The 9,665-nt window shown below is 44.9% G+C and carries 7 protein-coding genes; all 7 read left to right on the forward strand.

The features are described 5' to 3' along the window. Window positions 1–371 precede the first annotated feature (371 nt). The 7 genes from HMPREF0240_RS00705 to HMPREF0240_RS00735 all read left to right on the forward strand — a co-directional run bounded on the left by HMPREF0240_RS00705 (window position 372) and on the right by HMPREF0240_RS00735 (window position 9,552). Window positions 372–1,421, forward strand: coding sequence for a uroporphyrinogen decarboxylase family protein (locus HMPREF0240_RS00705; RefSeq protein WP_035312178.1), 1,050 nt, complete (start codon window positions 372–374; stop codon window positions 1,419–1,421). Further along, on the forward strand, window positions 1,421–2,398 hold the full coding sequence (locus tag HMPREF0240_RS00710) for an HAD family phosphatase (protein WP_009001540.1): 978 nt from the start codon (window positions 1,421–1,423) through the stop codon (window positions 2,396–2,398). Before HMPREF0240_RS00705 ends, HMPREF0240_RS00710 begins: the two co-directional genes overlap by 1 nt. A 127-nt stretch (window positions 2,399–2,525) precedes the next feature. Next, entirely contained in the window at window positions 2,526–5,339 is a 2,814-nt protein-coding gene (locus HMPREF0240_RS00715; RefSeq protein WP_035312179.1) for a glycoside hydrolase family 38 C-terminal domain-containing protein, read from the forward strand. A gap of 115 nt (window positions 5,340–5,454) precedes the next feature. Beyond that, window positions 5,455–6,396 carry a type I phosphomannose isomerase catalytic subunit gene (locus HMPREF0240_RS00720; protein WP_009001542.1) on the forward strand — a complete coding sequence of 314 codons (942 nt, stop codon included), beginning with the start codon at window positions 5,455–5,457 and terminating at the stop codon, window positions 6,394–6,396. A 98-nt stretch (window positions 6,397–6,494) separates the two neighbouring features. After that, window positions 6,495–7,505, forward strand: coding sequence for a uroporphyrinogen decarboxylase family protein (locus tag HMPREF0240_RS00725; RefSeq protein WP_148486258.1), 1,011 nt, complete (start codon window positions 6,495–6,497; stop codon window positions 7,503–7,505). 88 nt (window positions 7,506–7,593) lie between these two features. Continuing rightward, window positions 7,594–8,619: a methyltransferase MtaA/CmuA gene (locus HMPREF0240_RS00730; protein WP_009001544.1), complete on the forward strand. Its 1,026-nt coding sequence runs from the start codon at window positions 7,594–7,596 to the stop codon at window positions 8,617–8,619. A gap of 282 nt (window positions 8,620–8,901) precedes the next feature. After that, window positions 8,902–9,552, forward strand: coding sequence for a YesL family protein (locus HMPREF0240_RS00735; RefSeq protein WP_009001545.1), 651 nt, complete (start codon window positions 8,902–8,904; stop codon window positions 9,550–9,552). The last annotated feature ends 113 nt before the right edge of the window (window positions 9,553–9,665 follow it).

Consider the following 9,665-nt stretch of genomic DNA (forward strand, 5'->3'; position numbering starts at 1 on the left):
CTTTTAGCGAGCATAGCGGCAGTTAGAGGAAATCCGCGAAATCAGTCAGAAAAAATCTGCTTCCGAAGCAGATTTTTAGAACGCCTGAGGCGTTTAATCATCAGATTAAACGGTGAATGCGTTCGGTTCTGACTGATTTTGCGGATTTCCTCTTACTGCCGCTTAGCGCAGCGGCTGTATTTCCAACAGGACAGGTGTTTTTCACAGTCCGTCCCGGCTCACGGTAAGCGCCCCCCTTCGTCCGCTCCCGAGACTAAAGCTCGCGACCTAAATCCCGAAATATTTGAACTATTTGCTAGAAAATGTAGTCCAAAGAAAAGCAATGAGAAATTATAATAGAATCAAGAAAAATGTAATAAAGGAGAGTGTTTATGAACAGCAGGGAACGTGTGATGGCAGCGGTTCGCCATCAAAAAGTAGATAGAATTCCAATGTTTATGGATTGCACAACGTTAGATGTAACAGAGGCCCTCATCAAAGGAGTGGGCTGCCAGACCGAGGAAGAGATGCACAAGAAACTGCAGATTGACTGCAGATGGTGCGTATGTATGGATGATTTTATCAGCAGAAATGCGTATGAGGAAGGAACATTCATTGATATGTGGGGCGTGGAGAAGACCGTTTACGGGGGGATTCCGGCTGCTCATCCGCTGTCTCATCTGGAGAGCGTGGAGGATATCGAAAATTATGATCACTGGCCCAGCCCGGATCAGATTGATTATGATAAATATATAGAGAAAATGAAGCAGTTTCAGGATTATGCCGTATTTGGCGGGATGTGGAGTCCGTTTTTAGAGCAGGCAACCATGCTGGTAGGAATGGAGAATCTTATGATGTTAATGTACGATGATCCGGAGCTGGTTGATATCCTTTTGGATAAAATCGTAGGCTTTTATCTGGAATGCAACCGGAGAATGTTTGAAAAAGCTGGAGACCTGATGCAGATCTATTTTATGGGTGATGACTATGGTACACAGAACAGCCTGCTTTACAGCCCGGATATGTTCCGCAGGTTCATCAAGCCGAGACTGAAAAGACTCTATGATCTGGCGAAAAGTTATGGGTATGTTGTTCAGCAGCATTCCTGCGGGAGCGTTGTAAAGATTGTTCCGGACCTGATTGAAATCGGGCTGGACGGACTGCATCCGATTCAGGTATCAGCGGCCGGGATGGAATTGAAAGAGGTAAAACGGCAGTTTGGCGAACAGTTATACTTTGCCGGTTCCATGGATGCAATGCATCTTTTAATCGATGGGACTGATGAAGAAGTGGAAGAGAGAATACAGGAAACGATGTCTTTGTTTGACAACGGCGGCTTCATATTCGGACCGTCCCAGGGATTTCTGCCGGAGATACCGACAGAACGGATTATTAAAATGTATGAACTTGGATATCGTTATGGAAACAAGGAGGAAAAGTAATGGGAGAATATATGATACCCGGCTTTGGTAAGCTGGATGAAAAAAGTGGATTTACCAGTCAGCTTGTATGCAGTGACGGGCAGTTTTGTACGGGGAAGGATGGCGTAAATGCAATCTATCGAACCGGGGATAAAAAGGTGGAGCTGATTTGTTTTGCAGACAGGACAATCGCATATATCAATTCTTCAGTCGGATATAGTGCATACTATCCGGTTTACCCGATAGTCAGAGATAAAACCAAAGCAGTGCTGATGGATTTGGACGGAACAACGGTAAAAAGCGAGGAATTCTGGATATGGATCATTGAAAAGACTGTACAGAGCCTTCTGGACAATCCAAAGTTCTCACTGACAGACGCAGACATTCCGTATGTTTCGGGCCACAGCGTTACGGAACATCTGAAATACTGCATCGATAAATATTGCCCGGAGCAGCTCATTGAAAAGGCGAGGGAATTCTATTTTTACCATACCAACCTGGAGATGAAAAACATCATGGAAGGCAAAGGACGCCCCAATGCCTTTGTTCCAACACCAGGAGCAAAGGAATTCCTTCTGAAGCTGAAAGAGAAAAATATGAAAATTGGCCTTGTTACCTCAGGACTCTATGAAAAAGCATATCCTGAAATTCTGTCAGCATTCCAGACAATGGGGATGGGAGATCCAAAAGAATTCTATGACAGCATCATTACTGCCGGAACGGCTTTGGGTAAAGGCAGGACAGGAACGCTGGGTGAACTGGAAGCGAAACCGCATCCATGGCTCTATGCGGAGACTGCCAATATAGGTCTTGGAATTCCGTTCGAGCAGAGAGGGCAGGTCATTGGAATTGAGGACAGCGGCGCGGGAGTCAGCTCAATCCGTCTGGCAGGATATTACACAGTCGGAATCGGTGGAGGCAACATAAAGCAGAGCGGAACACTGGGCATGTGCAATTCATATTGTGAGACATTTGAAGAAATATTAGAACTGTTATAGAATCTGACAGAAGAATTGACAGAGGAACTAATTGAGAAACTGATAGAGGAATTTATTTGGAAATATTGCCGCACACTCATGTACATAGAAAACAGAGACTGATAGAGTGGACGGCCGGAGGTAAAAAATGAGCGAGAAAAAAACAAATTATATTATCCCCCATACACATTGGGACAGGGAGTGGAGATATCCAATCTGGAAAAACAGAATGCTCCTGATTGAATTCATGGATGAGTTACTGGAGATTCTGGATACGAACCCGGATTATCACTGTTTCCTTCTGGACGGACAGGTGGCGCCGATTGAGGATTATCTGGAAGTAAAGCCAGAAAACAGGGAAAAGGTGGATCATTATATTGCAGAGGGCCGCATCGCAGTGGGGCCATGGTACACACTGCCGGATCTGTACCCTCTGGACGGAGAGTGCCTGGTGAGGAACCTCCTGAAAGGAATCCGGGTATCTGAGAAACATGGCAGATGCATGAAGGTTGGGTATAACTCTTTCGGATGGGGACAGACCGCGCAGTTTCCGCAGCTTTATAACAAATTTGGAATTGATTTTGTCATCTGTGCGAAAAAAGTATCCAAAGACCGTGCCCCGGAAAGCGAATTCATGTGGGAAGGGCCGGATGGCACCAGAATGCTGACAACCAGACTTGGCGACAATGCCAGGGCGAATTTCTATTTCTATACCTATCTGTACGGCAAGTATGGAATCAACTGTCTGAGCGGAGAGTTCGCCTACCGCCCGGAACTTTCGGGAACGGCAGTACATAACGCGGCATCCGGGCATGCTGACGAGGATTTCTTCATGGTTTCCTCTAAAATGAATTATGAAAAGGAATGGCTCGAAAAGGGATTTCTGGATACGGAGAAAGGGACGGAAGATACGGCGGCTAAAGAGAACCGCCTGTATTTAGACGGAACCGATTTCTCAACGCCGCACCCAGAGCTGACAGATATGCTCCGTGATCTGAAGGAAATCTTCCCGGAACAGGAATTCGTAAATACAAGACTGGAAGAGTATGCGGAAAAGATGCATGAAGTATTGGACAAAGACAGCCTGAAGACGGTATTCGGAGAGCTGCGGGACGGTCCGTCCTGTGACTGTTCAGGAAATGCGCTTGCATCCCGTATGTATCTGAAGCTGTTAAATAAAAAGGCAGAAAATCTGCTGATTCATAAAGCGGAGCCGTTCATGGCAGTTAATTTCCTGCTTGGAAATAGCTATGAGTCCGGATATCTGGCGAAAGCATGGGACTATATGCTGAAATCCCATCCCCACGATTCCATCAATGGAGTGACCCAGGATAAGACAGCGGATGATGTTGAATACCGCTTGAATCAGGCAATTGAGATGGGGCAGGTATTGTGTGACCATGCAGCATACGGGCTCATCCGTCAAATGAATTTCGGCGAAGAGAACCAGGGTAAACAGATGCTTGTCGTCTTTAATCCACATCCGTTCGAAACAAAAGAAATCTGTAAGGTGACAGTTGCAACCCCGAGAGAGGATTCCGTGTGGAGCATGAAAGCGCAGGACGTTCATGGGAATCAGCTGAAGGTTCAGGAGATTCACAGGGACGAGAAAGCATTCCCGGTTCATGACCTGGAGGCAAGACCGTGGCCATACGTGGCGGACCGCCATTCATTCTATGTGGAGACAGGCGTGATCCCGGCAATGGGATATAAGACAATCGTTCTGGAGCCGGAAAACAATTTCTCGAGAACACATTATTACTGGATGGAAATGAGAAAATCCGAGGGGCATGATATCTGTGCTACCGATAATGTACTGGAAAATGAGAATCTGAAAGTGACCGTGAACTTTAACGGTACGCTGAATATGCTGGATAAGACAACCGGAGAAATATATGAAGACCTGCATTATTTTGAAGACGCAGGTGATGTGGGCAATTACTGGGCCTATTATCCGCCTTACCACAATCAGATATACACAACACTTACGAACTCAGCGCAGGTGTGGTGTGAGGACAATGGTCCGCTGTCAGCGACGCTGGGAATCCGTTACAGCATGATGCTGCCGGCAGCAGGCTTTGAATCCAAATGTGGTGTGTACGGAGAAGGCAAACGAAGCGAAGAGAAGAAGACATTTGAGATTGTATCCTATATCACATTAGAAAAAGGTGCAAAGAGCCTGAAAGTCAGGACAGTCGTAGATAACAATGTGGAAAACCACCGTCTGAGAGTTGCTTTCCCGACCGGCATTCAGGCGGAGACAGTAGATACGGCAGGACATTTCTGTGTAGATAAGCGCCCGGCGCATCCGGTGATGGATAAGGACGGCAAGTTCTATCCGGAGATGAGGACACTGCCAATGCAGATGTTTGCAGATGTCAGCGATGAAAACAAGGGGCTTGGAATCGTCAACAGCTGTTTTACAGAATATGAGATGAAGGACGACCAGACACTGTATATGACCCTGTTCCGTGCCATGGGGAATATGATTGTGACCTGGTGGGAGGCTGTCGGAGAATTCCCGGGTAAGAAGGGAAGCCAGCTTCAAAGAGAAATGGAATTTGAATATGCCATCTATCCCCACAAAGGAAACTGGGAGGAAGCAGAAACATATGCGGAAGCAAGGAAACTGAATACCCCGGTTATGACCTATCAGGTTGCAGGCGGAAAAGGAGGAACTCTGGCTCTGGAGCAGGAACTTCTGCATATTGACAACCGGAATCTCCAGGTGTCTGCTTTTAAGAAGAGTGAGGACAGGGACAGCCTGATTCTCAGAGTGTATAATCCGACAGGGCAAACCATCCATTCACAGGTGAGGCTGTCAGTACCGGGATTCGAAGTGCAGGAAGTGACAGAGTGTAATCTGAATGAGGAACAGACAGAAATAAAATATCCTGTTCATGCAAATGTCTGGGAGACAGAAGTAGGTTCCAATGAAATAAAAACATTTGAAATTAAGTAACTGCTTAAAAGTTCTAAACAGATAAGAAATTGTATGAAAATAAAGTGCTGTATTATCCCTTTCGGCAGTCTGCCATAAGGGACTGATACGGCACAATTGATAAGAGGTAGAACGTATGGCGATTTTAAAGCTTTGTCCGAGTTATAAAGACTACTTATGGGGCGGAAGAAAGTTAATCACAGATTTTCATAAAGAATATGATGGAGAGGTTCTTGCGGAGTCATGGGAACTCTCCTGCCACAAGGATGGCCCCAGCTATATCGCTGCCGGAGAATATGCAGGGGAGACGCTGGAGGAGTATATCATCATGGAGGGCAGGAAGATACTCGGAAAGCATGCCAGGAAATTCGAACAGTTCCCAGTGTTGATTAAGTTTATCGATGCCGCAGGGGATCTTTCGGTTCAGGTACACCCCAGTGATGAGTTTGCTCTGGAAAACGAAAAACAGTATGGAAAGACCGAGATGTGGTATGTCGTGGACTGTGAAGAAGGGGCAAGCCTGTACTATGGATTTTCCAGAGAAGTGAGTACGGAAGAACTGGAGCAGAGAATCAGGGACAATACGCTGCTGGATGTACTCAATAAAGTGTACGTAAAAAAGGGCGATGTGCTGTTTATCGAGCCGGGGACAATCCATGCAATTGGAAAAGGGAATGTGATTGCCGAGATTCAGCAGAATTCTAATGTTACATACCGGGTATATGACTATGGAAGGAAAGATAAGGACGGGAAGGAACGAGATCTGCATATTGAAAAAGCGTTGCAGGTGACCAGTCGGATTCCGATTCTCAGACAGAAATCTTTTGAGCCGCATATTGCCTCCTGTGAGTATTTCACGGTGGATAAACTGGTTTTGGACGGTGGAATTATGAAGCGTATGTCAGGAACTGTCGACCCCACGACATTTGTCAGTATGCTGGTGCTGGATGGGGAAGGCGTGATCCGGGCGGGGGAAGAGGAACTTAAGTTTCGAAAGGGAGACAGTCTTTTTATAACTGCTGATACGGGAAATTATGAAATAGAAGGTGCTTGTGAAGTACTGGTTACGACACTTTGATTAGGGGCAGAGGGAACGAAGTGAAATAGGTGAAAGAATTTGACAAAACCTTCACAGCTTGTTTGTGCCTAAGCAAAGCGAAAGGAATGATGAAAAATATGACAGAATCAAGAAGATTAGTCTATCAGACGCTTGAAAATAAGAAGCCGGAGAGAGCTCCCCGGCATGTGTGGGATATTCAGTGGACCTATGAACAATTTCCGCAGGAAATCCAAAGGCTGAAGGAAGATTATCCGGATGATATTGTGTGGTGTCCCCGATTCTTGAAGAGTGACAGCGGATGTAAGGGAGATCCATATGCAATTGGTACTTATGTGGATGAATGGGGCTGTGTATTTGATAATAAATTTGAAGGAATTATCGGGGAAGTGAAGCACGCTCAGATTACATCTGATGAGTGGGAAGAAACGGAGCAGATAGCTGTTCCAAAGGCATTTCTGGATCTGGATGCAGATGCGATTAATGAATATTGTAAAAATACAGAGCAGTTTGTTCTGGCAGGTTCTTCAGTCCGTATTTTTGAACGGATTCAGTTCCTTGCGGGAACAGAAAAGACATTGATGGATTTGTTTATGGATCCCGACAGTATGCAGCCTGCAATTCAGAAGGTTCACCAATTCTTTTGCGAGGAGCTGAAGGCATGGGCGCAGACAGACGTGGATGCACTATTTATTCAGGATGACTGGGGAACACAGATAAGCCTGCTGATTTCACCGGAGCTTTGGCGGGTGATTTTCAAACCGTTATACAGGGAATATGCCGAGATTGCCAGAAAGTATGATAAAAAGATATTTATGCATTCCGACGGATACATTCTGGATATTATCCCGGATTTGATTGAAATCGGAATTGATGCTCTGAATTCCCAGATCTTTTGTATGGGACTGGATAAATTGGAGCAATTCCGTGGGAAGATTACCTTCTGGGGAGAGATTGACAGACAGCAGGTATTGCCGTTTGGAAGCTTAGAGGATGTAGAAAATGCAGTCAAAAGTGTCAAAAAAAAGCTGTGGAAAGACGGCGGATGTATCGCCCAGTGTGATTTTGGCGTTGGCGTGAATCCTCAGAATGTATTTAAAGTGTTTGAAACATGGGAAAAAATTGTTTAGAAATCGTTACAGCCCGGCCGAAGGCCGAACTATAATTGGAAATCCAATAGAATTTGAATAAGTGCTTGACAGAGATAGGAGAAAACATATGAATAAGAAAGAACGGGTTCTGGCAGCTTTGAGAAGGGAACCGGTGGACAGAATTCCAAGGGGTGAACTTGCAATTGAACCGGGATTTATGGCAATGTATCTTGCAGATGTAGAAAAACCGATGTCTGCGTTAGAAAAAGAGATTTATGTCCGTAAGGATTTGGGATTTGATTTTATTAATATGCATGAGTTTCCAAAAACTCTGCTGGGATATGCGGATGATGGGTATCCAATCTATCAGAGCCCATATAATGATATATTTAAGGAAACACCGCACAGCTTTCAACTGTTGAAACCGGCACTGGAAGATATTGAGGATGTGGAAGAATATCAGACTGCGGATTTGTCTGTGGCCACATCACACCTGCTTGAATTTTATGAAAATAATACGGACTTCTTTCTGATATCCCAGATTAATGGGCCTGTCAGTGCGTTGGACTGGGCGTTGGGAATGGAAGATTATATGTGCTACTGCATGACAGACCCGGAGCTTGTTGCCAAACTGGCAGATAAGATTATGGACTTTGAGATTGGCAGGGCAAAAATGTTCCTGGATAAGGGGGCAGAGGCAATTCTTATCACAGATGATATAGCGTTTAATACAGGGCTTTTACTGCCGCCGGAAGCCATGGAGACGGTTGCTTACCCATTTTACAAAAAGGTGATCCGGGAGATCAAAGCGTATAAAGATGTTCCGGTGATTTTCCACAGCGACGGGTATCTCTATGATGTCCTGCAGGATATTGTGGACTGCGGCTTTGATGCGATACAGTCACTGCAGCCTTCGGCGGGCATGGATATCGAGAGAGTGAAAAAAGAATTTGGGGATAAGCTGTGCCTGATCGGAAATGTAGACCTGAATTATCTGCTTCCATTTGGAACACCGGAAGATGTGAAAAAAGAAGTGAAGGATTTGGCCAAAAAGGCGGGACCCGACGGTTTTATTCTTTCAACCTGTAATATACTGACGGATGCAGTTAAGGTTGAGAATGCCAAGGCGATGTACCTTTTTGATAAAGAATAATATAGGTGCGGCAATTACAACTGCGGCTGCAGCTACCGAGGAGCTAAGAGCTGTCACATTCGTGGCGGCTCTCGGCTCTTTTGAAAATCCACATCAAAAATATATCATCTTATAAAGCAGATGAAAGTAATACCCCATAAAATTCTCCCCAAAAGTAGAATTTGTATCCCACAATATTGTGTTAAAAGTTATAATATAAATAAGATTATATAGCAAAAGGGTATGCCCTGCGGGCGGGGCTGCGGTTAAGCTGCAGAATAAAGTAGATTGGAGAAATGAATAATGAGTGGATTTTTTAGCGCAGAAGGGAAATTTTTTTCGATAACCAGCAGAATAATTGATATGATATTTCTCACGATTTTGTGGATTATAGGATGTATACCGATTGTCACGATTCTTACATCCACATCGAGCATGTACCACACCACGGTAAAGTGTATCCGCTATGACCGGGGGAAGGTACTTGAGGAGTTCAAAGAAGCTTATAAGAAAAACTTAAAGCAGGGGATTCTGCTGACTATAGTCTATGGAATCGCAGGAACAGTAATTGGTCTTATTGATTACCGTGTGTTTGGCTTAATGCAGAGCAGAACGAGTGCTGCATTTATTCTGGCCTTTGGCATGTTGATCGTGACCGTTATATATCTGATGAATGTGCTCTGGCTGATTCCTGTATTTTCCAGGTTTACGAATACGTTTGGAAAGATCATGCAGTTGAATTATGCAATTGCGGTAAGACAAATAATCAGAAGCATACCGATGTTTCTGATTCTTATCGTATCTGTTATTTTGGTGCTGGCATCTTTTCCGCTGGTGATTGTATTTCCGTCACTGGCAATGCTCTTGATATCTTACCTTTCAGAGCCGGGACTTCATAAATATATGCCGAAGCAGGAAGAAGATAACGGAGATTGGAGATATGGATTCAAATAAATCGGGATTTAGCTCACGAGCTTTAGCCTCGGGAGCGGACGAGGATGCTCCATAAAAGGAGAGCCGTAAGCCTCCATAAGGACAGGTATGTTCTTATGGAGGCTTACGGCTCT

It is taken from the genome of Clostridium sp. D5 (assembly GCF_000190355.1).
Taxonomy (GTDB): Bacteria; Bacillota; Clostridia; order Lachnospirales; family Lachnospiraceae; genus Faecalicatena; species Faecalicatena fissicatena_A.